Source organism: Myxococcus sp. MISCRS1 (assembly GCF_026626605.1).
GTDB classification, from domain to species: Bacteria; Myxococcota; Myxococcia; order Myxococcales; family Myxococcaceae; genus Myxococcus; species Myxococcus fulvus.
Map to the genome: position 1 here is coordinate 6,199,442 of NZ_JAPNKB010000001.1, position 24,408 is coordinate 6,223,849.

A 24,408-nucleotide genomic window follows, 5' to 3' on the forward strand; every position below is an offset into this window, starting at 1 on the left:
CCCGGCGCTCGAAGCGGCGTCCAATACGGAAAAACCACCCTGTGATAACGCAGTGAAATCACCGCCCCTCGACACCCGTCGCCTCAGTTGTTTCATCGCGGTCGCGGAGACGCTGCACTTCCGCAAGGCCGCCGAGCGGCTCCACCTCGCGCAGCCGGCGCTCAGTCAGCAGATTCGCCGGCTGGAGGAGGAGCTCGGCTGCCAGTTGCTGCGCCGGGACCGACGGCGCGTGGAGCTGACCCCTGCGGGACAGGCCCTGTTGGACGCGGGGCGGCGCGCGCTCGTGCACCTCTCCCATGCGACGGAGGCCGCGCAGCGCACGGCGGCGGGGCAGCAGACGTTGCTGCGCGTCGGCTTCCTGAGTCCGGCCTCGTTCTCGCTCGTGCCCGAGGTGCTCCGTCGACTGCGCGCCGCGCACCCGGAGGTCCACCTGATGTTGCGTGAGGCGGACAGCACGACGTTGTTGGAGGAGGTGCGACTGGGAGGGCTCGACGTGGCCTTCGTGCGAGGCCCCGTGACGGCGTCGGGAGTGCGCATCGACACGCTCCGTCGCGAGCCGCTCGTCGTCGTGCTGCCCTCGGGGCATCGACTGGCACGCAAGACGCGAGTGCCCCTGGAGCAGCTCGCCGACGAACCGTTCATCGGCTTTCCGCGGGACACGGCGCCCTCGCTGCATGACGCGGTGACGGGGATGTGCCTGGAGGCGGGCTTCGCGCCGACCTTCGTGGCGGAAGCAGGGGAGTGGTTCACCATCGTCAGCCTGGTCGCAGCGGGGCTCGGCTGCGCCCTGTTGCCGGAGTCCGTGCGCACCTTCACGCGCGAGGGCGCCGTCTATCGCTCCATCGCCGGACACGCACGACACGTGGAGCTCGCCATCGCGAGAGGCCCCACGCCACCGGGCCCCTCCCTGCGCGCCTGTCTGCGAATCGTCTCCGCGCTGACGGACGTGGACCTGCTCTGAAGCGACGCATCCAAGGGGCTCGACGAGGAGTCCCCGGGCTCACGTCCGGGGACTCCTCCGCGACCGAGCCGAGAGCTCAGTTGACGAGCAGCACCTTGCCAGTGCCGCCCTTCTCCGCGTGCTTCTGGGCGTCCTTCGCCTCATCCAGCTTGAACGTCTTGCCAATCGGGATGGTCAACTCGCCCTTGGCCACGCTCTCTCCCAGCTGCGCGAGCCGGCGTCCATCCGGGTGCGAGAAGAAGCTGCTCACCTGGAGGCCCTTCTCCTTCGCCCCCTTCGGCTCCCCCACCACGCTGCACACCCGCCCGCCGCGCTTCACCTTGTCCAACACCGCCGCCACGGCCTTGCCGCCCACCGTGTCCGCCACGGCGTCCAGCGTCGGCAGCTTCGCGATGTCGCTCGCATCCTCCAGCGCGACCACCCCGTCCACGCCGAGCTTCCGGGCCTCCTCCACCTGCGTGGCCCGTACGCCCGCCCAGACCTTCGCCCCCCGCGCCTTCGCCGCGAACAGGGCCGCGCGTCCCACCGCCCCCACCGCGCCGGTGACGAGCACCGTGTCCCCCGGGGCCGGCTTCATCTGCTCCTCGATCAACTGCACGCCCGTCAGGGTCACCAGCGGCAGCGCGGCCGCGTCCTTCAGCTCCAGCGAGTCCGGCACCCGGGCCCAGACCTCCTCGGGGGCGACCACCGTCTCCGCATAGCCCGAGGACACCACGCCCATCACCCGGTCGCCCTTCTTGAAGCCCTTCACGCCCTGCCCCACCTCGACGACCTCTCCCGAGACGTCCCGTCCGAGGATGGCGGGGAACGTCACCGGCATCACTTCCTTCATGTCGCCTCGACGAATCTTCCAGTCGACCGGGTTGATGCTCGCGGCGATGACGCGCACCTTCACGTCTCCCGGGCCCACCTTCGGCTCGGGCATCTCCGTCACGACGAGGTTGTCCGCATCTCCATAGGCCTTCAGCACGACGGCTTTCATGGGGTGGCTCCCGGAATGAAGTGGCTCGAAGCGCGCTCCAACGACGGACCAACGATAAGTACGGACGAAGAGGTCGCCATCGTCCGCGGGCGCCTGACTCCCTGGCCACCCCTCACGAGGACTCCTGGAGGCGCTGCGTGCCTCCGCCTGCTTGACCGCCTTCGGTTCCCCACGTCGCGGTGAAACGAAGAGGAGGGGCGCGCTGATTTGTGTCGCCTGCGCACGACACCCCCCCGAAGTCCGCCCAGGACGCTCGACTCGGCCCGGGTGACTCGTCACTGTACACACCGCCTGGCGGCCTGGGCCGGACCGCCGTGGCGCGCTGGAGTCCCTCGGCCGCGAAGGAGTCGCCATGCAGTACACGAACCTGGGTCGCTCGGGGCTCTCCGTCAGTCGGCTGTGTCTGGGCACGATGAACTTCGGCTGGAACACCGAGGAGCCGGAGTCCCACGCCATCATGGACACCGCGCTGGAGCGCGGCATCAACTTCTTCGACACCGCCAACGTCTACGGCTTCGGCGACAACAAGGGCCGCACCGAGCAGGTCATCGGCAACTGGTTCGCCCAGGGCGGACGGCGCCGCGAGCGCACCGTGCTCGCCACCAAGGTCTACGGCCCCATGGGCGACTGGCCCAACGAGGGCAAGCTGTCCGCCCTCAACATCCGCCGCGCCCTCGACGCCAGCCTCAAGCGCCTGCGCACCGACTACATCGACCTCTACCAGTTCCACCACGTCGACCGCGCCACCCCGTGGGAGGAGATCTGGCAGGCCCTCGAGGTCGCCGTCACCCAGGGCAAGGTGCTCTACGTCGGCAGCAGCAACTTCGCCGGCTGGCACATCGCCCAGGCCCAGGCCGCCGCCACACGGCGCGACTTCCTGGGCCTCATCAGCGAGCAATCCCTCTACAACCTGCTGGCGCGCACCGTGGAACTCGAAGTGCTCCCCGCCGCCCGCCACTACGGCCTGGGCGTGCTGCCCTGGTCCCCCCTCCACGGCGGCCTGCTCGGCGGCGTGCTCAAGAAGGAGCGCGAGGGCAAGCGCCGCCTGGAGGGCCGCGCGCGAGAGGCCCTCCAGAAGAACCAGGAGAAGATCGAACGCTACGAAGCCCTCGCCGCCGAGCTGGGCCACGAGCCCGGAGACGTCGCGCTCGCGTGGCTTTTGCACCAGCCCGCCGTCACCGCGCCCATCATCGGACCTCGCGTGGCGGGCCAGCTCGACGCCGCCCTGCGCGCGCTCGACGTGAAGCTCGATGAGAAGACGCTGGCCCGGCTGGACGAAATCTTCCCGGGCCACAAACCCGCGCCCGAGGACTACGCCTGGTAGCGCCTCACACCGCCGTCCAGCCACCGTCGACGTCCAGCACCATGCCGGTGGCATAGGCACACGTCGCCAGGAAGAGCGCCGCGTCGGCCATGTCCCGGGGAGCGCCCGCGCGCTTCATCGGGACGTGGGCGGCGAGCGTGTCCAGGAACGCCCCCACCTGCGTCACCGGCACGCCCCAGTCGATGGCCGTGTCCTTCGTGAGCCCGGGTGACAGCACGTTCACCCGGAGGCCCCGGGGCGCCAGCTCCACCGCGAGCGAGCGCCCCATGGCGTTGATGCCCCCACACAGCCCCGCCCCGCCCGCGTAGTTCGCCAGCGCCGCGTGCCCGGCGATGCCCGAGCACAACAGGATGGCGCCCCCTTCCCGCATCTTCGGCACCGCGTGACGCACCGCGGAGAGCTGTCCGAAGAAGCGGTCCTTGAACAGCGCCTCCCAGGCGCTCATCGGCACCGTCTCCACCGGCCCGAACACCGCGCCGCCCGCGCACGTCACCAGCAGGTCCACCCGGGGCACCGACTCCATCAGCCGCACCACCTGGGCCTCGTCTCCCACATCCGTCACCACGCCGCGCGCACCATGGCCAATCCGCGCCACCGCCTCGTCCAGCCGCCCCTGACGCCGGCCGGCGATGACCACCTCCGCGCCCTCGCTCGCGAAGCGCTCGGCGATGGCCAGCCCGATGCCCGTGGCCCCGCCCGTGATGACCGCGATTCGTCCATCCAATGCACCCATGGTTTGCCTCCTCGTGTCTGGGTATCCATCGCCGCTGACTGCATACGGCGCGAAGGCGTGGGCCTGGCGCTCACGATTCATGCGCCACCCGGCGCCCACGTGTGTCCTGGAGTCGAACTAGACAGTCCAGACAACCGTGGGGCAAGGTCGAGTTCCCCTCCGAGGGTGGGCCACCCTCCTTGCGCCGGAGTACACACCATGCGTCGCTTTGTCGTGTTGGTTTCGCTGCTGGGGCTGTCCGCGTGCGGTGGAGGAGTCGAAGCCGAGCAGCAGCCCGAGTCCCCCGCACAGGCGGAGCAGGGCGTCTGCTCGGGAGATGCCTGGGCATGTTTCTGTGGGCAGTACACAGACGTGTACACCTGCAACGACGCCGTCTCGTCCAATGGCTGGCGTTGTTATTGGGCGGGGTCCGCCACGGTCGCCAAGGCGCGGTGCCTGCCGACCTACGAGTGAGCCTTCCCCGCATCAGGGCGGGAGGCAACGTGCTGGCGCGAGGTCCATATCGCGCGTGGCATGGATTCGTTCCCGGATGAGCGCCATTCCCGCGCATCCCGAGGCGGTCCGAGGGACACCTCACGCACCTCCCGTTGCTCCGGCACCGGATGGAAATCCCTCCATCCGGCTGTCTGGAGCACAGCATGTCCGAATGGAGTGTTCGCAAGCGCAGCGCCGGGTGGTGGGTATTGCCCCTCGCCCTGGCCCTTGGCACGGGCTGCGGAGAGCACGCCTCCGTCGAGCCCCCCTCGGCGCGCGTCCCCGACGACGACCTTGCGGTGGCGCTGGACGGCGCGTTCGTCGAGGTGCCGCGCGCGACGAGCCCGGAGCTGCGACAGAAGGTGTCCCAGCGGCTCGACGGCGCCGTGGATGACGCGGGCAGGAGCTTCTACCTCGCCATCCGTCGCTCGGAGCTGAGCCAGAAGTGGTTCCTCACCGCGTACGCCCGGCAGTACCACCCCGGCGGCGTGGGCGGCATGGCGGGGACGGTCCTGGGCAGCCGCGTGGTGAGCTTCGAGGAGCAGAACGGCAAGCTCTTCGTGTTCGACGTCGACCGGCGCAAGGTGATGAGCGACGTGTTCGACCCCCAGGTGCTGGTGGAGGCGTACCCCATCATCACCGACCACCGTCCCTTCAACCGGCTGCCGGGCTCCCAGCAGTACGTGCTCATCGACCCGGTGGCGGGGCTCAATCGCTACGGCGTGGTGGGAGACCGCTTCGGCCAGGACGGCCTGCGCTTCCAGGTGGAGCTGAGCTTCGCGCAGCGCTTCCGCCGGCTCGCCGATGGCATGGCCTTCGAGCAGGTCTTCACCGGCTACTCGAACCTGCCCTACGAATGGGCGGACTACTACAACGAGGCCAACGCCTTCCGCACCTCGGGCACGCTGGGCCTCTCCTGGCGCAAGTACACGGAGGGCCCGGGCTACACGCCCACGCCGCTGCCGCCTCGCGAGCACTACTTCCGCAGCGACCGGCGCATCGTCCCCAACACCACCGCGGAGCAGTCCGAGCAGGTGGCGGTGAAGTGGAACATCCACCCCGGCATGCGGCCCATCCGCTGGCACATCATGGACACGGTGCTCGCGGCGCAGCAGGACCCGCGCCTGCAAGGCTATGACCTGGTCGACGCGATGAAGCGCGGCATCGAGGGCTGGAACGCCGCGTTCGGCTTCCCCGTGTTCGAGGCCGTCGTCGGAGGCGGCAAGGAGGACTTCGCGGACGACGACCGCAACGTCCTCATCTTCGACACCGACGAGATGATGCCCCTGGCCTTCGCCAACTGGCGCAGCAACCCCGACACCGGCGAGATTCGCGGCGCCAGCGTCTATTACGCGATGAGCTGGGTGCTCGACGCCATCGCCACGAACGCGGAGGACGACGCGGCCCCCGCGGACGCGCTGCCGGCGGGCGCCCTCCCGGAGACCCCCAGGCTGACCTGGGCGGGGCTGACGAACGACCGCAGCTGCGAGCTGAGCGTCACCGGGCCGGGCCATGCGCGCGCGCCGCTCTCCGTGCAGGCACGCCAGCAGCTCTCCGGGCTCACCCGCAAGCAGCGGGTGGAGCGCTCCATCACCCACGTCCTCTTGCATGAGATTGGCCACACGCTGGGGCTGCGCCACAACTTCATGGGCTCGCGCGCGAATGATGGGAGCCCCTCGGCGCCCATCTCCACCTCGGTGATGGACTACCTGATGCCGGACGAGCGCGCGCTGCTGGCGGAGCCGGGTGTCTACGACGTGCGCGCGGTGCGCTATCTCCACGGCCTGTCGCAGCAGCTGCCGACGGAGGCGTTCTGCACCGACGAGGACCGACGGCTGGACCCCTACTGCGCGCCGTATGACCGCTTCGCGGACTCACTCCCGCTCTGGCACGGCCCGGAGTTCCAGCGGCACCAGGACTACCTGCTCCACAGCCCGCTGAGCTTCACGCGCCTGCAGGGGTACTTCGACCACGTCACCCCCTGGTACTTCGGCTTCATCCGCGTGTCGGACCCCGCGTCGCAGGTGATGGCCTACGAGTTCGCCCTGGAGAAGCTGCGCCCGCCGCTGGTGATTCCCCCGGGCGCGCGGCCGGACTACGCGGCCCGCGCGGACGAGCTCACCCGGCGCATCTTCCAGCGGCTGTACCTGGACCCCGCGACCAGCCGGGGACGCTTCCTCCCCAACCCGCCTCCCACGCCCGCGCTGATGGCGCCGATGCTCGCGGACCTGAGGGCCCTGGTCCTCGACACGGATGGCGTGCGCAGCTACGCCTCGCGCCGCACGATGGTCGACGTGCTGAAGGCCCAGCAGTCGTTGGGGGCCTACCGCCTGCTGCGCGAGCTGGAGGGCACCCTCACCGCGAGCCTGCCGTCGCTCTCCGACGATGACCGGCTGGAGACGGAAGACCTGGTGCGCCGCATCTCCGGGGCCTTGTCCCCGTACTACTTCTGACCCGGAGGGCCAGGCCCGGCGCGAGGAAGGTGGACGATGAAGGTGGAGCCCTCGCCCGGGCGGCTCTCCAGGAGGATGCGGCCCCCATGGGCCTCCACGAGCTGGCGGGTGATGAACAAGCCCAACCCCAGCCCGCCGTAGTGCCGGCTGGACACCGCGCGCTCGAAGCGGTCGAAGACGCGCGCGGCGTCCTCGGGGGCGATGCCGATGCCCCTGTCTTGCACCTCCACGCGCGCCCGCTCCGCGTCGCCGCGCACGCGCACGTCCACCGGCGCGCCGTGCCCGTACTTGAGCGCGTTGGACATCAGGTTGGTGAGGACCTGCTCCAGGCGCAGCCGGTCCCACCGGCCCGTCATCGGCTCGGGCGCGTCCACCTCCAGCCGCACACCCGCGGCCTGGGCCTCCGCCTCGAAGCGACGCGCCAGCTCCCGCACCAGCTCCCCCAGCTCCACGTCCTCCAGCTGCAGCTCCATCCGCCCGCTCGACAGGCGCGCCACGTCCAGCAGGCTGTCCACCAGCTTGGTGAGTCGGGTGGTCTGCCGCTCGCACGTCTCCACTCCGCGCTCCAGCCGCTCCGCGTCCAGCGGCCCCGGCTGCCTCAGCTGCCGGAAGAGCAGCTGCAGCTGGAGCTTGAGCGAGGTGAGCGGCGTGCGCAGCTCGTGCGCGGCCACGCTGAGGAACTCGTCGCGCACGCGCACCGCGGCCTGGGCCTCATCGGCCAGCCGTCGATGCTCGGCGCTGGCCTGCTCCGCCAGGGCGCGCGCGTTCACCTGCGCGCGGGTGACGAGGAAGAGCAGCAGCGACATCAGCAGGCCGCCGCCCGCCACCGTGAAGGGATGGCTGGAGCGCGTGCCCCTCATGAAGGCCTCGCGGGTGGTGAACACCAACGTCCACGGCACCCCGGCCACCTGCACGGTGAGCTGCTGCCGGAGCCCCCCCGCGTCCGGCGCGCCGGGGTGCGAGGTGTAGAGCCGCGCCGGCTCGCTCACGGTGGCGCCGTCGTAGATGGTCAGGTCGATGGTGGACTGGAAGCCCTGGAAGCGCAGGCCCTCCACGAAGTCCTTCATGCGGAAGGCGCCGAAGACGAACCCCTCCAGTCGCTCGCCGCGGGCCTGGGGCGTGGTGGGCTCCACCATCCCCGCGTAGAGCGGGACGTAGATGACGAAGCCCGCCTGGGCCACCTGGTCCAGGGGCTCGGAGACCAGCTGCACCTTGCCGGTGGCCGCGGGCAGGCCGCTTCGCATCGCGCGCTCCAGCGCCGCCCTGCGCGCCGGCTCGGACATGATGTCGAACCCGAGCACCCGGAGGTTGTTCACGTCGAACGGCTCCACCAGGTCGACGACGGCGTGGTGCTCGCGCGCGTCCTCGGGCCACACCCGGTACTGGGGGAAGCCCTCCTGGCGCATCCGGGCCTCGTGCCGCGCCAGCTCGTCCCGGCTCAGCCACCGCGCCAGGCCGACGGCCTGGATGCCGGGGTAGCGCTGGCGCACCTCCAGGCTCTCCGTGTACGCGCGGAACTCACGCCGCTCCACCGCCTCGCTGCCGGTGAAGACGCCGCGCGTGCCCAGGAGCATGGCCTGGTAGACGTCCAGGCGCTGCTGGAGGGCCACGGAGCCGTCCGCGGTGGCGTCATCGAAGAGCTGCTGCCTGCGCAGGCTCACCCCCCGCCGGATGTACGTGGTCGCCCCCGCCGTGACGAGCAGCCCCATCAGCAGGGCGAGGAGGGCGGCCGCGTTGCGGCGCACGTGGGAGGCGAGGGAGGTCGACACGAGTGTCCTCCAGGAGAAACGCCCGGGCCTGAAACACAATCCCCGTCCATCCGTCCGCGTGAGCGACACTGCAACGGCTGCTCGCTCGGGGCATTCTAGGAGCCATGGTGCGTCACGTCATCGTCGTGGGAGCAGGACCGGGCGGGCTGTCCGCCGCCATCAACCTGGCCGGGCAGGGCTTTCGCGTCACCGTGGTGGAGAAGGACCCGGTGCCCGGAGGGCGGATGAAGGGGCTGACGCTCGGAGCCCAAGGCGAGTACACACTCGACACGGGGCCCTCCATCCTCCAACTCCCGGGGGTGCTGGAGCGCATCTTCGAGCGCTCCGGACGTCGGCTGGTGGACTACGTGAAGCTGGTCCCGCTGGACGTCAACACGCGGCTGCACTTCTGGGATGGCTCCCAGCTGGACACCAGCCGGGACCCCGCGCGGATGGAGGCGGAGGTGGCGCGCTTCGGTCCCCAGCAGGTGGAGGGCCTCAGGCGCTGGCTCGCCGAGGGGAAGGACAAGTACGGCATCGCGTACGAGAAGTTCATCTGCACGCACGCGGGCAGCCTCGCCTACTACGCCCCCTGGCGCCTGGCCTCCACGCTGCGCTTCAAGCCCTGGCAGACGCTCTACAAGCACCTGGACTCGTTCTTCCACGACGACCGGCTGACGTACGCGCTGGCGTACCCGTCGAAGTACCTGGGCCTGCACCCGACGACGTGCTCGTCGGTGTTCAGCGTGATTCCCTTCATCGAGCTGGCCTTCGGGGTGTGGCACGTGGACGGCGGCTTCCGGGAGCTGGCGCGCGGGATGATGCGGTGCGCGCAGGACCTGGGCGCCAGTTTCCGGATGGGCGCGCCCGTCAAGCGCGTGCGCGTGGAGGCAGGGCGCGTGGCGGGCGTGGAGCTGGAGGGCGGCGAGGTGCTGGAGGCGGACGCGGTGGTGCTGAACGCGGATTTGCCCTACGCGGCGACGAAGCTCTTGTCGGCCGAGGCGCGCGAGGGCTCGCGGCTGACGGACGCGGCGCTGGAGAAGGCGAAGTACTCGTGCAGCACGTTCATGGCGTACTACGGCCTGGACACGCGCTACGACGACTTGCCGCACCACCTCATCTATCTCTCGGAGTCGGCGCGGCGCACGGACCGGGACGCGCTGGAGGACCGGGAGCTGGACGTGGACGACCCGCCCTTCTACGTGTGCAACGCGTCGGTGACGGACCCGAAGGGGGCGCCGGAGGGGCACTCGACGCTCTACGTGCTGGTGCCCACGCCGAACACGGCGCGGCCGGTGGACTGGGCGAAGACGGAGGCGACGCTGCGCGAGCGCATCCCGGCGATGCTGGAGAAGGTGGGGCTCAAGGGCGTGCGTCAGCACATCCGCGCGGAGCGCTACTTCACGGCCCAGACGTGGCGGGACGAGTTCAACGTGTTCCGGGGCGCGGTCTTCAATCTCTCGCACACGTGGATGCAATTGGGCCCGCTGCGGCCCCGGGTGAAGAGTCCGGACGTGGAGGGCTTGTATTGGGTGGGCGGAGGCACCCACCCGGGCAGCGGACTGCTCACCATCATGGAGAGCGCGAACATCGCGGCGGACTACCTGACGCGCGAGGCGGGCAAGGGGCCGCTGCCGGGCTGGCCGTACGTGCCGCCGCTGGAGGATGAGGCGCGGTCGGCGCCCCAGGCGCGCGCCGGCTGACGCGGCACTGCGCCGCGTCACTCCGGCCGCGCCTCCTCTCCAGCCATGCAGGCCAAAGGGGCCCGGCTCGCAACGAGGCCCCACGGATGCGAAGCTGTCTCCCATGCCGTTCTTCATCCCATTCGCGGTGGGAGGCCTGGTGCTGACGGCGCTGGGGCTCGGTGCGAAGAAGGTCTGGGACCAGGGCCGCGTCGTCGAGTCCCCCGCGCTCGCCCAGGCCCGTGAGCGACACGCCGCCGCGCTCGGCGCGCTCAAGTCCGCCCGGCTGCGCGTGCGCACGGGCCTCGCCTCCTACGGCGAGCGTCAGGCCCGTGCCCGAGCGGAGGTCGTCGAGCCCCTGCGAGGACTGCTCGCGCGACTGGAGCGCTGGGAGCACGCGAAGCGGGAGGACGTGCTCCCGCCCGAGGCCCTCGCGGCCCTGGAGGCGCTGCCCTCCGAGCCCGTCTCCCGCGCCGCGCGCCGGGCGTGGCCCCTCTTGGGCGCGGGCGCGCCCGTGCCCCCCGGCTGGGAGCCCGTGCTCACGTGGATGGAGCGAGGCTGGCTGCAGGAGGACGCGGCCCCGGTGGTGCTCGATGGGGTCTCCCTGTTCGAGGCCGCGGCGCCATGGGCCTCGGCGAGCACCGTGGAGGACACCGACGAGGCCCGAGTGCGTCAGCTGGACGCCTGCGCGGCGACGCTCCGACAGGCCACGGAGTTCCTCGACGCCCTGCTCGGAAGGCTCACCTCGCTGGAGACCCGCGTGGGCGCGCTCCAGTCGAGGGCCGAGGTCCAGCTTGCGTACCTGGACGCGGCGAGCTTCGAGCAGGACGGCCCCGAGCCCCGCGAGCGCCTCGGCCGCCTGGGCCTGCTCGTGGGCCGGCTGGTGGTGCTGCTCCGCGCCCCGGTGCTGGGGGCCGACGGGCGACTCGAACCCGAGCCGCCCGTGTCCCCCGAGGAGGCCGCGCTCGCTCAGACGTAGCGCTGGGCCAGCTGCGACACCTGACCGGTGGCGTGGGTGACGGCGACGGCCGCCTGCTGCGTGGTGTCCAGGTGGCGCAGCGTGTCCGTGGTCAGCTCATCCAGCTCGCGCACCGCGGCGAACAGCTGGTCCACGCCCTGGTGCTGCTGGGCCACGGCCTCGGCGATCTGCCGCACCGCGGACGCGGACTCGCGCGACAGCGTGGCCAGTTCGCGCAGCCGCTCGCCGCTGGTGCGAAGCGGCGCCAGCGCCGTCTCCACGCCCGCCGCGCTCCGGTCCGTCATCTCCGTGGCCTGGGTGGCCGCCGAGGCCATCGTCTCCAACAGCCCGCGCACCTGGTTGGTCGCCTGGACGGACTGGTCCGCCAGCTCGCGCATCTGCCGCGCCACCACGCCGAAGCCCTTGCCGTGCTCACCCGCGCGCGTGGCCTCGATGGCCGCGTTGATGGCCAGCATGTGCGACTGGTCCGCCAGCGCCTTCACCACCTCCGACACGCGGCCGACCTCCCGCGCGCGCTGCTCCAGGTCCTGCATCTGCCCGTGCAGCCCGTCGGCGATGTCGCGGATGGACGCGAGGCCCTTCTCGGTGCCCTGCAGCGACTCCTCGCCCAGCCGGCCCACCGCGGCGGCGCGCTCGGCCACCTGGAGGATGCTGGTGGCGCGAGAGGCCGCCACGTGCGACGCCTGCTGGATCTCCTGCGCCGTGGCGCGCGCCTGGTGCAGCGCCGCCGCCTGCCGCGACAGCGTCTGGTTCTGCTGGTTGCTCGCCTCCGACAGCCGCGTGCCCGCCTGCGCCAGGTCCCCCGCAGACGTGCGCAGCGAGCGCGGCAGCTCCTGCAGCCGCTGGTACAGCTGCCATGTGGTCGCGGCCAGGTCGCCCAGCTCGTCCGTGGACACCCACCGCGGCGGCGCCGCGCGGCCCTCCACCAGCGCCTCCAGCGACGCGCCCACCGCGCGCGAGCCCTTGGCCAGCCGCCGCGCCGCCCACGCCGCCGTGAGGATGGAGCCCAGCGCCGCGTAGCCGCCGAACATGACGACCGGAAGCACCAGGTCCTTCTGCAGCGGCGCCACCGTGGCGCGCACCTGCGCCGCCGACGCGGCCTGGCCCTTCGACTCGATGTCCTTCGCCAGCGCCCCCAGCTCCCGCTCGATGCGCAGGTTCAGCGTCACGACGCTCGTCAGACACGTGACCAGCAGCGCGGAGACGACGGTGGCGGGCAGCAGCCACAGCTGTCGGGGCGCGAAGCCCTCTCCGGCGGGCCGCGCGCTGGGCGCCTTCTGGTAGGCGTCCAGCACCGTGGGCATCAGCACCTGCTCATAGAGCATGTACAGGAGCGGGCTGCTGAACAGCCCCGCGCTCATCGACACCGCCACGCCCACCGGCACCACCGACATCGGCCGGTCCAACAGGAACGCCACGCCCCCGTTGAACAGCACCCCGCCGATGAACCACGACACCATCGACTCGCCGAACGCCAGCTGCGACGGGATGCGGATCAACCGCTCCACCCGCAGCCGCCCTTGCGTCGCCATGGCCCGCTTCAGGAGCCACGGCAACACCACCATCGGCTGCGCCACCGCGCACAGCCCCAGCACCAGCGGCGTGATGACTCCCAGCAGGATGCGCGTCGCCTTCGGCCCCTCCAGTGACAGCAATTGCATGTCCACGTACAGGGCAGGGCAGAAGGCCACCGTCGTGATGAGGGAGCGCAACAGGTACATCCGCCGGAACAGCGCGCCAGGGGTCGGAAGCGGAGGAGTGGACATCGGGAAGCAGTGACTCCGGGGTGGCAGTGACTTCAGCGTGCGGGGCAGCGCGCCTTGCGTCAATGTCCCGTTTCAGCAGGGGGGAAGGATTCCAACCAGGGAGCGTCTCGGGCTCCCCCCATTCCACTGGGGCCACCGGACCTCCGCAAGTCCGTGGCCGCGCTTCGCTCGCCTGAATGTCTGGGTATTTTCCTTGAATTGCGGGACTGCTTCTGGAAGGGGCCGGCCCCCGCCACCCGAGCAGGCGAGCGGCCTGGCCCTCCTGCACGACTCCAGGGCCATGCCCACACTCACTCCACAACGGCTCTCACGAGCTCACAGCCACAGGAGAGTGACATGGGTGAGTTGATCGACAAGGCCAAGGGCAAGATCAAGGAGACCGTGGGCGCGGCCACCGGCGACCGTTCGCTGGAAGCGGAGGGCAAGGTCGACACGGCCAAGGGCCACGCCAAGGAGAAGCTGGAGGACGCCAAGCGCGCCGTCCGGGACGCGGTGGACGACGACAAGCCGCGCCGCGACGAGTTCTGATTCTCGGCGACGAGCAAACCAGCACACGGCCGGGTCGCGGGGAGGCTCTCCTCGCGGCCCGTCGCCGTGGCTAGCGCTTCACCTCGGGCGGACACGCCACCTCGAGGAACGTCGTGGTCTTCCCGCTGAGCATCACCCACAAGCAGCGCAGCACACAGCCCGCGCCGAACTCTCGGTAGATGAGACCCAGATTGGTGACCACCTCTCTTCCGGTGATGACGCCGCGCATTGGTCCTCCCCCTTCTTCAGCTTCCCGTCCGTCCCGCCACCACCCACCGCGCTGTCGTCGGAGCCCTTCTGCAAAGCTCCGGCCGCTTCCCGCGCGGCCCGCTGAAGACGCTCTGTTGCTCCGCGAACGTGCCAAGCGCGCCAATCTCCAGGCAGGAATGCGCGCGTGGAACTCCCGTGAGGGATACGGATGCGGCGCGCCTGGAGTTTTTTCAGGGGGACACCCCACGGTGTGAGGCGGCCGTCCGCCCCCACTCCGCACGGCCCCGCGGGACGGGAGTCGTGCTCCACCCTCACTCGAGGACGAGTCGTGTGGCGCTGGCCGCCAGTCGTGTGACGTGGGCCGCCACACGCGAGGACCGAAGGGCTCCTCCGCCCGCTCGTGCACACGGCGTCCCCGGGGCGAGGGTGGCATCCCGGCGCGGCCGCCTGAATCTTCGAGGTGAGGGCCTCACGGGGCCTGGGCCGCGAGGCGCGGCGGACCGGCGGGCAACGGCTCGCGGACAGGTCCCTGTCGGGCGCATGGGATGGCGAATCACGCCCCCACGGCGCCGACGCTGGAGCAGCAAGGCCATTGAAAGGAGGGTCTCGTGATGAGGCAGCATGTGCTGACCCGTTTGGATATCCCGTTGCTGCAGCCGGGGACCTTCCGGGGTCCCAGGGGGCTGACGCGCCTGGTGGTGGCGACGGACTTCTCGCTGCGCTCCGAGCTCGCCCTGGCCCGGGCGCTGCGGTTGCCCCTGGGCCTGGGCGCCACCTTCACGCTGCTGCACGCGGGGCCGGTGTTGGAGGGCTCGCCCGGAGGCGTGGTGCTGGGGGGCGGCTGTCTGCGCAAGGCCGTGCACGCGGCATGTCGGAGGCTGCGCCACCGTCCGGACGTGACGGTGCGCGAGGAGCTGCGCCAGGGCGACACGCTGGACGCGCTGTCGGCGGTGGCGCGCGAGCAGGGCGCCCAGCTGGTGGTGCTGGGCGGCGAGCGGGTGCTGACGCCGGGCAGGTCGCTGGCAGAGGGCTCGATGGTGCGGCGCGCGCTGCGCCATCTGGACACGTCGATGCTGGCGGTGCGGCCCCATCCGGCGAGGCCGTACGAGAGCCCCCTGGTCGCGGTGGACTTCACGCGCGAGTCCCGGCGGGCGCTGGAGCTGACGATGCGGCTGTGTCCCCTGACGCCGGTGGCGGTGCTGCACGTGGTGGACACGCGCGAGGAGGAGGCGGCGCTGCGGGCCCGGGGCGCGCCGCCGGAGCGCCTCCTGATGCTGCGCCAAGAGCGCGAGCTCGACGCGCGCCTGGAGCTCGCCCGCTTCCTGGCGCCGTACCGGGAGACGGGGTGCGAGCTGGAGGCCCGGCTGCGCTCCGGGGAGCCGGGCGAGGCGCTCCTGGCGCACGCGCTCGAGCTGGGCTCGGACCTGCTGGTGGTGGCGGGCCCGCGAGGGGCGGGGGACGAGGCGTCGCTGGCGGAGCGGGTGCTGGCGCGGTCCTCGTGCGACGTGCTGGTGTCCCGGCACGAGCGGCCCGCGGTGGGGTGAGGGGCGGCTCTTTCGAGCGGATGTCGGGTGAGCACGTTATGAACGGGGGACGTGTCTCCCCGTCCACTCGAGTCCACCCTCCCCGCGAAGAGCTCCCTCAAGGAGCGGCTGAAGAGCGCCGGAAGCCTGTTCCGTCAGCTCCCCGGGACGTTCCGCATCTTCTGGCAGGCCAGCCCCCGGGGCGCCGTCGTGCTCGGGCTGTTGACGCTGGTGGCGGCGGTGTTGCCGGCGGCCATCGCCTGGGTGGGCAAGCTGATTGTGGACGCGGTGGTGGCGGCGGCGCAGGGCTCGGCCGAGGCGCACTCGCGCGTCTACGGGCTGGTGGGGTTGGAGTTCGCGCTGATGCTGGGCTCCGGGGTGGTGGAGCGCGGGCTGACGCTGACGCGGGAGCTCCTGCGCGCCAACCTGGGCAACCTGCTCAACGAGCGCATCTTGAAGAAGGCGCTGGAGCTGGAGCTGCGGCACTTCGAGGACTCGGAGACGTACGACAAGATGCAGAACGCCCGGCGCGAGGCGAGCAGCCGTCCGCTGTCGCTGGTGATGCAGGCGTTCTCCATCGTCCGCAATGCGATAACGCTCTCCACGTTCGCGGCGCTGTTGATTGCGCTGTCGCCGTGGAGCGTGGTGGTGCTGGTGGCGGCGTCGATTCCGGCGTTCATCGCGGAGGCGCGGCTGGCGATGGCGGGCTTCCGGCTGTACTCGTGGCGCGCGCCGGAGGGGCGCAAGCTCAACTACCTGGAGTGGATCCTCACGCGGGACAGCCACGTGAAGGAGGTGAAGCTCTTCGGGTTGGGGGACCTGGTGTTGGGGCGCTACCGGGACTTGTTCCGCAAGTTCTTCGCGGAGGACCGGGCGCTGGCCTTCAAGCGGATGGGGTGGGGGCTGGGGTTGGGGTTGTTGTCGCTGGCGGCGTTCTACGGCTGCTACCTGTTCGTCGCGGGGCGGGCGGCGGACGGGGTCATCAGCGTGGGTGACATGGTGTTGTACCTGGGGGTGTTCCGTCAGGGGCAGGCGGCGTTCCAGGGCATCCTGACGAGCGTGGGCTCCATGTACGAGGACGCGCTCTTCATGAGCAACCTCTTCATGTACCTGGAGATACCGACGGGCAGCGAGGTGGCGCGGGTGTCGCCGCCCAGGTCACCGCCCCGGGGGCGCACCAACGACATCGAGCTGCGCGACGTGTCCTTCCGCTATCCGGGGAAGGAGGCGTGGGCGTTGAGGCACGTGTCGTTGACGTTGCGGCCGGGGCAGAAGCTGGCGCTGGTGGGGGAGAACGGGGCGGGGAAGAGCACGTTGGTGAAGCTGCTGCTCCGGCTGTACGAGCCGACGGAGGGGGCGATTCTGTATGGGGGCGTGGACCTCCGGGACATGGACGTGGGGGATTTGCGCTCGCGCTTCGGGGCGGTGTTCCAGGACTTCGTGCGCTACCAGTTCAACGTGGCGGAGAACATCGGGTTGGGGCACGTGCCGGCGTTGGAGGACCGGGAGCGCATCGTGAAGGCGGCGCAATTGGGTGGGGCGAGCGGGGTCATCGAGGTGTTGCCGGGGCAGTACGACACGATGCTGGGCGGGTGGTTCGAGAAGGGGCAGGAGCTGTCGGCGGGGCAGTGGCAGAAGCTGGCGGTGGCGCGGGCGTTCATGCGGGACGACGCGGAGGTGCTGATTCTGGACGAGCCGACGGCGAGCATCGACGCGGAGGCGGAGCACGCGTTGTTCGAGCGGTTCCAGGCGTTGGCGGCGGACCGCATCGCCATCGTGATTTCGCACCGCTTCTCCACGGTGCGGATGGCGGACCAGATCGCGGTGCTGCACAACGGCGGCGTGGACGAGCTGGGCAGCCACGACGAGCTGATGGCGAAGGACGGCCGCTACGCGCACCTGTTCCGCCTGCAGGCGCGGGGCTATCAGGACTGAGACGCGCGGGCGAGGTGCCTAGGACCTCTGCTTGTTCCTCGCCTCGCGGCGCATCAGCACCAGGCCCAGTCCATAGAGAATCACGCCCGAGACCAGGGGCAACGCGAGCGCGCCGCCCACGAAGCCGCCGAAGCCCCGCATGACGCCGCCGAGGACTCCGTCGACGCCCCACCAGGGCTCGGCGCGCACGCCCAGGATGGCGCCCGTGAGGCCGCCCAGGGCGCCGGTGGCGAGCAGCAAGGGCTCGATGATGGTCATGGCGGAGTGCTCCTCAAGGGGTCTGGTGCTCGCGAGCGAAGAACGCGCGGAAGTCCACCATCGCCTGGCCCGCGTCGGGGTGCAGCGCGCCGAGCACCTCGGTGGCGAACGTGGTGGGCGCCGCTCCGGACGCCGTGATGATGCGCCCGTCCCTCACCGCCTGCGGCACGTCGCGATAGTGCGCGGCGCCCTGGTAGCCCGGGGCATGCTTCTGGAGGAACTCCAGGTCGTTGCTCGTGTGCGCGCGCCCCTCGAGCAGCCCCGCGCGAGCCAGCGCCAGCGTCGCGCCGCAGATGCCCGCGACGACGAGCCCCGCCTCCACCGCGCGGCGCAGCAGGGGCGTCAGGTCCGGACTCTGAGGCGTCATCCAGGTGCTGGAGCCAATCAGCACCAGCGCGTCCGCCTTCTCCGGGGAGAAGTCCTCGACCGCGCCATCCACCTGGATGGTCATGCCCCCGATGGACGGCACGGGACGGCCTCCCGGGGACCACCAGGAGACCTGGTCACGGAAGTCATCCCGCGCTCCCGCGGCCAGCAGCGCCGGCTCCCAGTCCGCGAAGGGGGGAATCACCACGAATGCGATGCGCGCCACCAGCGTGCTCCGGGTTGGAGGAGCACCCGAGACTAGGCAAAGCAGACGGGAAGCTGAAGCCTCCCGCCACGCAAGGCCCGCGGCGGGCGTGGGCCCTCTCCATCAGCGCGGCCTGGGCTGACTACTCACCCGGGGTCGACGTGGCGCCCTCGTCGTCCGTCAGCTCCTTGGGCCGGGAACTGGGGATGATGCGCTCCGAATACTGGTCCAGGTAGAGCGGCGCGAGCACCGCGCGCCAGCGGGCGTGGCTTCCTTCCCAGAGCTCGTCGGTGATGGTGAAGACGCCCGAGGCGCCCTCGTAGCGATTGAGGTCCATGCCCAGGCCGGGCCGGTACGCCCTGGCGCCCAGACGCACGAACAGCCGCATGTCCCGCAGGGTGTTCTTGTAGACCAGCAGCCCCGGCACGGCGTTGGGCGGGTCGGCGGCCAGGCGCAGCCCGGCGTCGAACGTCCGCTCGACGATGTTCCCCAGCAGCGTCACGCCCCTCGCCTTGACGATGCGGATGCCCTGGCCGTTGTTGCGCTTCGCATAGTCATAGATGTCGTGCACGTGGTTGCCTTCAATCTGCACGTTCACGGGCATGTCGATGACGTTGTTGCCGCCGATGGAGATGCCCCGGCCCGCGTTCCAGATTTCGTTGTAGAGGATTTGGACGTTCGTCGCGTCCTCGTGCACCAACACACCCTCCGCGGCGGAGGTGTTCGCCTGCCAGGGGTACTTCGCGAGGTTGGGGAAGTTGTAGATCTTGTTCTCGTGAAGGAGCAGGTCGTCGCACGCCTTGACGTCGACCCCGTTCTCTCCGGTGTCATGCAAGCGATTGCGCTCGACGAGGATGACGGCGGGCCTGCCGCCGTTGGGCTGACACTGCACCGCGTCCCCGGAGACGTCGTGGATGTCGTTCTCCACGATGAACACGTTCCGCGTCACGCCGCGAATCGCCACGCCGTGCGAGTCGGTGTTCTGCTTGGAGAAGTCGTAGATTTCATTGTCGTCGATGAGCACGAAGTCCGCGTAGCTGGTGATGACACCGCCGCCGGCGCGGCCCCCGTGCAGCTTGGAGTCGAGGACCTGTGAGCACCGGGTGTTGTTCTCGAAGAGCACGGCGAACGAGGGGCGCTCCTGCACGTCCACCTCGAAGAACTGGACGACCCAGTAGGGCTGACTGACCTGGACCAGGCTGCCCACGTTCGTGGCGGCCGGGAGGATGCGGGGCTGGCCCGACTGCTCCCCGCGCAGGACGATGGGCGCGGTGGCGGTGCCGGGGCGCGCTCCCTTCGCCGCGGTGATGGCGACCTGTTCGTTGTAGTCGCCCTGTCGCACCAGGATGATGTTGCCCGGGCGGGCCGCCTTCACCGCGGCCATGATGGTGCTGTAGGGGTTCAGGTCGGAGCCGAGCGGCTTGGACGGGTCCCTCGGGCCGCTCTTCGACACATAGAGCGTGGGGCCCTGCGCGACCGACGCGGCCGGGCAGTTGTCGTAGAAGAGGGCCTCCGTGAACGCCGGGGACTGCCTCGCGGTCCGGGTCTCCAGCCCGTCCACCGGCGCGGCTGCTTCCGGCGCCTCCTGGTGTCCCTCTCCGCAGGCCATGGCCCCCGCCCACAGCGACAGCAGACAAACGATATGCGTGAGCCTTCGCCCCAGTCGATGCTTCGTCATTTCGCACTGCCCCCCTGATTGGACCGCCAACCGCGAGGTTCCATGTTCGTAACGGGCGCGCGTCGCATCAACCACGCTGCCCCGAAGGGTGGGAACCTCCCGTGCTCCATGTCCCCTGGCACGGGTCCACGCGGTGGAGGACGTGGGCCGGAGGCTGCGAGAGGCGCGGCGAGGCGTCAGGCCGTCCCGCTGTCGGTGGAGGCGTTCGGGAGGTGGCGACGCCTCGTACGGGGAGACGGTGCGTCAGGACGCAGCGCGGCCACGTTGGTGCACGGGGATACGGTCTGGGTACTCCCGTGACTCGATCTGGGCAATCGCGTCGAGCGCTTCCTCGCTGACGTACCACCAGCCGGGATTCACCCGCTCATCCTCCTGGGCCACCCTGCGCAGCGCGGGGAGGGCGGGGCGGTGGCGGAAGGCACCGAGCGCGAAGCAGGCCCAGAAGCGCAGCTCCGCGGCGGGGTGCTCCAGCAACTCGACGAGGATGCCCAGCACGCGCTCACGCAGGGCCGGCACCATCGTGCGCTGGGAGCCGAGGGCCTCGATGGCCTGGCCTCGCACGTCCATGCTCTCGGAGGTGTCCTCGACGGACTGGAGCAGCGCGTCGATGATGGAGGGCTTGCCATCGCCGAGGCTGCACAACAGCCACGCGGAGACCTCGCGCGCCCGGACGTCGTCGGCGGTCCGCAGCAGCCGGGCCACGTGCTCGGCCGCGACGTCGTCGCCGACCTTCATCAACGCCATGGAGGCCTCCCAGCGCGCATCGGCGTCACCTGTCGCGAGTCGTCCGAGCAGCTCCGCCAGCTCCACGGAGGGAGGCGGGAGCGGGTGGACCTGGGGCGCGTGACGAGGCTTCCTGGGCGTCTTCTTCATGGCGCCACCCTATGCGATTCCCCGGGATGGCACCGCGAAAGGGTGGGGCGTGATGGCCCGCGTCACGCGGCGGGCAGGTGCTCGCGGACGACGCCCAGCCAGTACGCCTTTCCGTAGTACTGGCTCATCTTCCCGATGAGCTTCCCGTCGCGGAACAGGAGGAACGTGGGGATGCCGTAGAGTCCGAAGCGGTGGGCCAGGGACTCGTGCTGATAGGCGTTCACCTTCACCACGCGCATCCTCGCGCCCTCCAGTTCGGAGAGGAGCTCGGGCTCGGCGGCCGCGTAGATTTCACAGTTCGGGCAGCCGTCGCCCCAGAAGTCCACGACGACGAGCTCGCCCTGGGGTTGCATGACGAGCTGGTCGAAGTTCTCCGCCGTTCCCTCGTAGCTGACCGGATGTGCCATGCCCCATGGGTAACGGTCCGCCCGTCGGCCTTCAAGCCGGGTGGGGCCCCGAGGGGATGGCTTCCCGGGGGAGGGAGGGCGTCCCAGGGGCCGCGGAAGCAATGGGGGAGGCGAGGGCCCCGGGCTGGTGGAGGGGCCGGCTTGCGAGGGGGTGGAAGGAGGCAGCCCGGGTTGGCGGTTGTCGTGATAGGTCCCGGGATGGGCCTGCCGGGCGTCAGCCGGGGGGCTGGAGCATTCGTGTGCGGGGCGTCAAAAGCTTCAGGTGCGCACTGCGCTGAGGGGCACAGCCGCCGTAAGGTGGCGGCATCGGACGTGTCGTGGAGGGGTCATGCACGAGTGGTTGGAGGCACTGCGGAAGTCAGCGAAGGCCGCGTCATCGGGTGTGTCCGCGGATGAGGTCCGGCGGGCGGAGACGGAGTGTGGCGTCCCATTTCCCGAGGACCTCGGCCATCTGTACCTGACCTTCGACGGAGGCGAGCTCCACGGCGACGTGAGTCTCTTCCCGCTACATGGGCCCGAGGGCTCCGTGAGCGTGTTGGAGAAGACGCGACTGAAGCTGGTGGGCTTGCCGGCCGCGGGCGTGTGGCGCATCGGGATGAAGGGGCCGCACCGGCACCTGTTCTCCGCGCGCAAGTCGGCGATGGTGGAGCAGGGGGACGGGGGCGGGCCGCTGCCGGGCTGGGTGGACGCGCTGGGTGCGGAGGATTGGCTCTACGGCACCTGGGACAGCGAGAAGCGGGAGATGCGGCTGTACCGCTCGCTCAAGGACATGCTCGACGTGCTGGTGCCTCCCGCGGAGGTCGAGAGCTTCGGTGAGCGCACCTTCGCGCGGGCGATGAACGCCGTGCTGCAGGAGGCGCTCTCGGGCATGTCTGGCGAGGAGGAGTCCGAGGAGGAGCAGGCCGAGGAATCGTCCACCGAGGAGGAAGAGGACACGGGCGCGCAGCGCGAGCTCGCGTACGAGTACGACGAGGATGTGTCGCGGGGCCGCAGGGGTGGGGCGCAGGACGAGTCCGGAGGCTTCGGCCGTTTCGGGGCGAAGTCCGGGGGCGGGAAGAAGCCGGCCTTGAGGTCCTCGGTGACGCAGGCCGAGCTGTTCGTGCGACCGACGATGCAGGAGGCGCTGCGCAAGGAACTGGGGCCCGAGACGGCCAAGAAGCCCGCGGTGAAGTCCAAGGCCAGCAAGCCCGTGGCGACGATTGCCGAGACGGTGAAGGACGCGGTCGCGAAGCCCGTGGCGCAGGTCGCGGAGGCGGTGAAGGACGCGGTCTCGAAGCCGGTGGAGAAGGCCGCCAAGGCGACGAAGGCGGCTGTCACGAAGCCTGTCGAGTCGGTGAAGGATGCGGTCGCGAAGCCGGTGGAGAAGGCCACGGAGGCCGTGAAGGACGCGGTCTCGAAGCCTACGAAGGCGACGAAGACCGCTGTCACGAAGCTTGTCGACGCGGCCGCCACGGCGACGACGAAGACCGTCGCGAAGGCTGTGGAGGTGACGCAGCCCAAGGCGAAGCCCGCCGCCCAGCCCGTGACGGAGACGTCCGCGGTGCTTCCCGCGACGAAGAGTCCCACCGCGAAGTCCGCGACGAAGAGTCTCGCGACGGCGAAGCCTGGGACGGTGAAGTCAGCGACTCAGCCGTCCGTAGCGAAGACACCCGCGCCGGCGAAGTCTGCCGCAACGAAGCCCGCGGTGGCCAAGTCCACCACGAAGCAGGCTGCGGCGAAGAAGTCCGCTACGACGGCGAAGTCCACCACGAAGCAGGCTGCGGCGAAGAAGTCCGCGGGGGCGAAGCCCACCACGAAGCAGGTCGCGGCGAAGAAGTCCGCGAGGGCGAAGCCCGTCGGGAAACAGCCCGCGGCCAAGAAGTCCGCTGGGAAGATCGCGAGCAAGAAGGTCGCGGCTTCCAAGCCCGCGAAGAAGTCCGCGGGAGCAAAGCCCGCTGCCTCGAAGTCGTCCGCCGCGAAGAAGTCCACGGGCACGAAGCCCGCCAGGAAGTCGGCACCCTCGAAGGCAGCCGCCAGGAAGCCCTCGGCGAAGGGCGCCGTGAAGAAGCCGAAGTCGAAGCGCTGACCCCGTTCGCATCAGCGCGGTCCCATCCCCCGAGATGGGACCGCGTTCGAGCACGGACGTACTCGCGCATCCATCGTCCGTCGGGACCACGCCTCGCGCAGCCGCGAGCCCCACCTCCGAGAAGCGGGCCCCGCGCGCCGGGACCGCGTCAGCGCACGGACGCATCCGCGCATCCGACGTCGGCAGCCGCGCGGGCGCGAACCTAGCCCTCCGGGAGCTGGTCCCTGCGCGCCGGGCGCAGACGCTCCTCGGGCTGCGCCGTCAGCTCCACCTCCTCCGGCTCCTCGTCACCGCGCCGGAACTCGTGAATCTGGTCCGGCAGGATGTCGCGGAAGTCAGGCTCCTCCTCCAGCGGAGGGGTCGCCGCCAGGTCCTGGTCGGAGATGTTGATCTCCTCCTCGCCGGTGTCCTGGTTCACATGACGTCGCGAGGTGGCCTCGCCCACGTCCTCCGAGCCGAGCTTCTTGAATCGCATGGTGTCTCCTCGCGAAAGCGGGGTGGGCCGGCCGCCGTGTCTCAACAATGAGAACCCACGCGCCCCACCGCAATTCGCGCCGGCCGGCCGCCTGCCGGGCTCGTCCGCCTAGCCCTTGGGGACCGCCGCGCGGCCCGAGGGGTAGACGGGCTCTACCTCGAGCAGCACCATCCCCAGCGCCAGCACCCGCGACAGCGTCTCGCGCACCGTGTAGCGCCAGGGCGTCGAGCGCCCCTCGTCCGCGGGCACACCCCACGCATCGATGCCCACCGAGTTTGCGATGAACAGCGCCCGGGGCAGATGGAAGCGCTGCGTGACGAGCAGCGCCTGCTTCGCGCCGAACACGCCCCGCGCCCGCAGGCAGCTGTCGTACGTGGACAACCCCGCCTCGTCCCCCAGCACCAGCTCCGCCGGCATGCCGCGCTCCAGCAGGTAGCGGCGCATGGCCCGCGTCTCATGATGGAACGGCTTCACCTCGTCGCCGCTCACCAGCACCGAGCCCACCTTGCCCTCGCGCCACAGCGCCATCGCCATGTCCAGCCGCTGCGCGAGCACCGGCGACGGCACCGCCCCCGGCGCCAGCCCCGCGCCGAACACCAGCGCCACGGGCGCGTCGGGCGCGTCCGCCAGGCTCACGATGCGCTCCTCGTAGCTCACCCGCACCCAGTGCGAGAGGACGAGCAGGCTCACCGCGCCCATGAGCAGGAGGAAGAGGGCCCTGCGCGCCCAGACACCGCTCGCTCGGGTTGGCTTCATGGACCCAGGGGTGACACCGCACCCGGC

22 protein-coding genes are annotated in these 24,408 nt (G+C 70.7%); 10 read left to right on the plus strand and 12 right to left on the minus strand.

Annotated elements, in window-relative coordinates:
- The first annotated feature begins 52 nt into the window (after positions 1 to 52).
- A complete protein-coding gene (locus tag OWM54_RS24615; RefSeq protein WP_267699075.1) occupies positions 53 to 961 on the plus strand; it encodes a LysR family transcriptional regulator in 909 nt (302 codons plus the stop codon).
- Between the two features lie 76 nt (positions 962 to 1,037).
- On the opposite strand, the gene OWM54_RS24620 is transcribed toward OWM54_RS24615, so the two are convergent.
- A complete protein-coding gene (locus OWM54_RS24620; protein WP_223749538.1) occupies positions 1,038 to 1,943 on the minus strand; it encodes an NADP-dependent oxidoreductase in 906 nt (301 codons plus the stop codon).
- A 352-nt stretch (positions 1,944 to 2,295) separates the two neighbouring features.
- On the opposite strand from OWM54_RS24620, the gene OWM54_RS24625 reads away from it, so the two are divergent.
- Entirely contained in the window at positions 2,296 to 3,267 is a 972-nt protein-coding gene (locus OWM54_RS24625) for an aldo/keto reductase (protein ID WP_223749539.1), read from the plus strand.
- Positions 3,268 to 3,271: 4 nt separating this feature from the next.
- Here the strand turns inward: OWM54_RS24625 and OWM54_RS24630 are convergent, their stop codons facing one another.
- Positions 3,272 to 4,000: an SDR family NAD(P)-dependent oxidoreductase gene (locus tag OWM54_RS24630; protein WP_267699076.1), complete on the minus strand. Its 729-nt coding sequence runs from the start codon at positions 3,998 to 4,000 to the stop codon at positions 3,272 to 3,274.
- Between the two features lie 198 nt (positions 4,001 to 4,198).
- Here OWM54_RS24630 and OWM54_RS24635 point away from each other — a divergent pair, with 198 nt between their 5' ends.
- Both OWM54_RS24635 and OWM54_RS24640 read left to right on the plus strand, forming a co-directional pair.
- Entirely contained in the window at positions 4,199 to 4,453 is a 255-nt protein-coding gene (locus OWM54_RS24635; RefSeq protein ID WP_267699077.1) for a hypothetical protein, read from the plus strand.
- 185 nt (positions 4,454 to 4,638) lie between these two features.
- Positions 4,639 to 6,927: a zinc-dependent metalloprotease gene (locus tag OWM54_RS24640; RefSeq protein WP_267699078.1), complete on the plus strand. Its 2,289-nt coding sequence runs from the start codon at positions 4,639 to 4,641 to the stop codon at positions 6,925 to 6,927.
- On the opposite strand, the gene OWM54_RS24645 is transcribed toward OWM54_RS24640, so the two are convergent.
- Entirely contained in the window at positions 6,918 to 8,696 is a 1,779-nt protein-coding gene (locus tag OWM54_RS24645; protein WP_267699079.1) for a CHASE domain-containing protein, read from the minus strand. The genes OWM54_RS24640 and OWM54_RS24645 overlap by 10 nt on opposite strands.
- A gap of 104 nt (positions 8,697 to 8,800) precedes the next feature.
- On the opposite strand from OWM54_RS24645, the gene OWM54_RS24650 reads away from it, so the two are divergent.
- A complete protein-coding gene (locus OWM54_RS24650; protein WP_267699080.1) occupies positions 8,801 to 10,378 on the plus strand; it encodes a phytoene desaturase family protein in 1,578 nt (525 codons plus the stop codon).
- Positions 10,379 to 10,481: 103 nt separating this feature from the next.
- Entirely contained in the window at positions 10,482 to 11,336 is an 855-nt protein-coding gene (locus tag OWM54_RS24655; protein WP_267699081.1) for a hypothetical protein, read from the plus strand.
- Here the strand turns inward: OWM54_RS24655 and OWM54_RS24660 are convergent.
- On the minus strand, positions 11,327 to 13,102 hold the full coding sequence (locus OWM54_RS24660; RefSeq protein ID WP_223749545.1) for a methyl-accepting chemotaxis protein: 1,776 nt from the start codon (positions 13,100 to 13,102) through the stop codon (positions 11,327 to 11,329). The genes OWM54_RS24655 and OWM54_RS24660 overlap by 10 nt on opposite strands.
- A 336-nt stretch (positions 13,103 to 13,438) precedes the next feature.
- Between OWM54_RS24660 and OWM54_RS24665 the strand changes: the two genes are divergently transcribed.
- Positions 13,439 to 13,630: a CsbD family protein gene (locus OWM54_RS24665; RefSeq protein ID WP_223749546.1), complete on the plus strand. Its 192-nt coding sequence runs from the start codon at positions 13,439 to 13,441 to the stop codon at positions 13,628 to 13,630.
- 70 nt (positions 13,631 to 13,700) lie between these two features.
- Here the strand turns inward: OWM54_RS24665 and OWM54_RS24670 are convergent, their stop codons facing one another.
- Positions 13,701 to 13,859, minus strand: coding sequence for a hypothetical protein (locus OWM54_RS24670; protein WP_015353070.1), 159 nt, complete (start codon positions 13,857 to 13,859; stop codon positions 13,701 to 13,703).
- 592 nt (positions 13,860 to 14,451) lie between these two features.
- On the opposite strand from OWM54_RS24670, the gene OWM54_RS24675 reads away from it, so the two are divergent.
- Both OWM54_RS24675 and OWM54_RS24680 read left to right on the plus strand, forming a co-directional pair.
- Entirely contained in the window at positions 14,452 to 15,384 is a 933-nt protein-coding gene (locus OWM54_RS24675; RefSeq protein ID WP_267699082.1) for a universal stress protein, read from the plus strand.
- A gap of 51 nt (positions 15,385 to 15,435) precedes the next feature.
- Complete coding sequence (locus OWM54_RS24680) at positions 15,436 to 17,298, plus strand: ABC transporter ATP-binding protein (protein WP_267699083.1); 1,863 nt, start codon at positions 15,436 to 15,438, stop codon at positions 17,296 to 17,298.
- Between the two features lie 18 nt (positions 17,299 to 17,316).
- Here OWM54_RS24680 and OWM54_RS24685 read toward each other — a convergent pair whose 3' ends face one another.
- The 5 genes from OWM54_RS24685 to OWM54_RS24705 form a co-directional block, all read right to left on the minus strand.
- On the minus strand, positions 17,317 to 17,556 hold the full coding sequence (locus tag OWM54_RS24685) for a hypothetical protein (protein ID WP_223749549.1): 240 nt from the start codon (positions 17,554 to 17,556) through the stop codon (positions 17,317 to 17,319).
- Positions 17,557 to 17,569: 13 nt separating this feature from the next.
- Entirely contained in the window at positions 17,570 to 18,148 is a 579-nt protein-coding gene (locus OWM54_RS24690) for a type 1 glutamine amidotransferase family protein (protein WP_223782884.1), read from the minus strand.
- Positions 18,149 to 18,269: 121 nt separating this feature from the next.
- Positions 18,270 to 19,805: a right-handed parallel beta-helix repeat-containing protein gene (locus OWM54_RS24695; protein ID WP_267699084.1), complete on the minus strand. Its 1,536-nt coding sequence runs from the start codon at positions 19,803 to 19,805 to the stop codon at positions 18,270 to 18,272.
- 243 nt (positions 19,806 to 20,048) lie between these two features.
- Positions 20,049 to 20,678, minus strand: a complete 630-nt coding sequence (locus OWM54_RS24700; protein ID WP_267699085.1) for a HEAT repeat domain-containing protein — start codon at positions 20,676 to 20,678, stop codon at positions 20,049 to 20,051.
- 62 nt (positions 20,679 to 20,740) lie between these two features.
- On the minus strand, positions 20,741 to 21,085 hold the full coding sequence (locus tag OWM54_RS24705) for a thioredoxin family protein (RefSeq protein WP_141332928.1): 345 nt from the start codon (positions 21,083 to 21,085) through the stop codon (positions 20,741 to 20,743).
- A gap of 328 nt (positions 21,086 to 21,413) precedes the next feature.
- Between OWM54_RS24705 and OWM54_RS24710 the strand changes: the two genes are divergently transcribed.
- Complete coding sequence (locus OWM54_RS24710; RefSeq protein ID WP_267699086.1) at positions 21,414 to 23,150, plus strand: SMI1/KNR4 family protein; 1,737 nt, start codon at positions 21,414 to 21,416, stop codon at positions 23,148 to 23,150.
- A 202-nt stretch (positions 23,151 to 23,352) separates the two neighbouring features.
- On the opposite strand, the gene OWM54_RS24715 is transcribed toward OWM54_RS24710, so the two are convergent.
- Both OWM54_RS24715 and OWM54_RS24720 read right to left on the minus strand, forming a co-directional pair.
- Positions 23,353 to 23,625: a hypothetical protein gene (locus OWM54_RS24715; protein WP_141330335.1), complete on the minus strand. Its 273-nt coding sequence runs from the start codon at positions 23,623 to 23,625 to the stop codon at positions 23,353 to 23,355.
- Between the two features lie 108 nt (positions 23,626 to 23,733).
- Positions 23,734 to 24,381, minus strand: a complete 648-nt coding sequence (locus OWM54_RS24720) for a SanA/YdcF family protein (RefSeq protein ID WP_267699087.1) — start codon at positions 24,379 to 24,381, stop codon at positions 23,734 to 23,736.
- Positions 24,382 to 24,408: the final 27 nt, after the last annotated feature.

Coding starts and splice junctions, on each gene's coding strand:
- OWM54_RS24620 (WP_223749538.1), bottom strand. CDS start 1,943: ATGAAAGCCGTCGTGCTGAAGGCCTATGGAGATGCGGACAACCTCGTC.
- OWM54_RS24625 (WP_223749539.1), top strand. CDS start 2,296: ATGCAGTACACGAACCTGGGTCGCTCGGGGCTCTCCGTCAGTCGGCTG.
- OWM54_RS24630 (WP_267699076.1), bottom strand. CDS start 4,000: ATGGGTGCATTGGATGGACGAATCGCGGTCATCACGGGCGGGGCCACG.
- OWM54_RS24635 (WP_267699077.1), top strand. CDS start 4,199: ATGCGTCGCTTTGTCGTGTTGGTTTCGCTGCTGGGGCTGTCCGCGTGC.
- OWM54_RS24640 (WP_267699078.1), top strand. CDS start 4,639: ATGTCCGAATGGAGTGTTCGCAAGCGCAGCGCCGGGTGGTGGGTATTG.
- OWM54_RS24650 (WP_267699080.1), top strand. CDS start 8,801: ATGGTGCGTCACGTCATCGTCGTGGGAGCAGGACCGGGCGGGCTGTCC.
- OWM54_RS24655 (WP_267699081.1), top strand. CDS start 10,482: ATGCCGTTCTTCATCCCATTCGCGGTGGGAGGCCTGGTGCTGACGGCG.
- OWM54_RS24660 (WP_223749545.1), bottom strand. CDS start 13,102: ATGTCCACTCCTCCGCTTCCGACCCCTGGCGCGCTGTTCCGGCGGATG.
- OWM54_RS24665 (WP_223749546.1), top strand. CDS start 13,439: ATGGGTGAGTTGATCGACAAGGCCAAGGGCAAGATCAAGGAGACCGTG.
- OWM54_RS24670 (WP_015353070.1), bottom strand. CDS start 13,859: ATGCGCGGCGTCATCACCGGAAGAGAGGTGGTCACCAATCTGGGTCTC.
- OWM54_RS24675 (WP_267699082.1), top strand. CDS start 14,452: ATGAGGCAGCATGTGCTGACCCGTTTGGATATCCCGTTGCTGCAGCCG.
- OWM54_RS24685 (WP_223749549.1), bottom strand. CDS start 17,556: ATGACCATCATCGAGCCCTTGCTGCTCGCCACCGGCGCCCTGGGCGGC.
- OWM54_RS24695 (WP_267699084.1), bottom strand. CDS start 19,805: ATGACGAAGCATCGACTGGGGCGAAGGCTCACGCATATCGTTTGTCTG.
- OWM54_RS24700 (WP_267699085.1), bottom strand. CDS start 20,678: ATGAAGAAGACGCCCAGGAAGCCTCGTCACGCGCCCCAGGTCCACCCG.
- OWM54_RS24705 (WP_141332928.1), bottom strand. CDS start 21,085: ATGGCACATCCGGTCAGCTACGAGGGAACGGCGGAGAACTTCGACCAG.
- OWM54_RS24710 (WP_267699086.1), top strand. CDS start 21,414: ATGCACGAGTGGTTGGAGGCACTGCGGAAGTCAGCGAAGGCCGCGTCA.
- OWM54_RS24715 (WP_141330335.1), bottom strand. CDS start 23,625: ATGCGATTCAAGAAGCTCGGCTCGGAGGACGTGGGCGAGGCCACCTCG.
- OWM54_RS24720 (WP_267699087.1), bottom strand. CDS start 24,381: ATGAAGCCAACCCGAGCGAGCGGTGTCTGGGCGCGCAGGGCCCTCTTC.